The organism is Vibrio sp. 1978 (assembly GCF_033344345.1).
The window spans coordinates 1-628 of the sequence record NZ_JAWPOP010000632.1; the positions used below are offsets into that span (position 1 = coordinate 1).

Below are 628 nucleotides of genomic sequence, written 5' to 3' on the forward strand. Positions count from 1 at the left end.
CAATCGATTCTCAAAAAGCTCAACGCAACGTTGGGCTTTTTTCTTATTCTGAGATTCAAAATTAAAACCTCGAACTTTTAGCTGTCAATACCCATCAAAAACAGACACTTAAGAATTGGCACGCTCCTTTCATTGCATATAAAACAAATCAATGAGAGGGCGAATCATGAAAAGAACATCACTAATACTCGGATCACTGTTCGTAAGCGCTTATGCGAATGCGGCGCCTTTCGACACTTGTCCGAGCAAAGCGTATTTATTCCAATCGACTCCCGTTCAAGTTTATGGCGTCAATCTGGTTACGGGTTCCACAACTTTATTAGCTGACGATGTGGGTTTGGCATCAGGGATCAATGCCGTCGGGTTCGACTTCACCGACAGATACATTTATGGCTACGATACCACCAACTTGAAAATCGTCCGTTTAGGGAAAGACTTTCAAGCAGAAACACTGAATGTCGCTGGTTTGCCTAGTCATACGTTTTTTGTTGGCGATGTTTATAATCACGTTTACTACTTATATCGCAAAGGAAAAGGATTATTTTCCATTGATCTGTCACCGTTAGATACCGATCCAAATGCGACGCTAACACTTACGCAAATTACCGCGACCGCAAACGTCAACTTG

The 628-nt window shown here is 42.0% G+C and carries 1 pseudogene; it reads left to right on the forward strand.

The annotated features are described in order from the left end of the window. Positions 1–166 precede the first annotated feature (166 nt). Positions 167–628 (forward strand): annotated as a pseudogene (locus R8N49_RS28240) (LruC domain-containing protein); the annotation flags it as partial.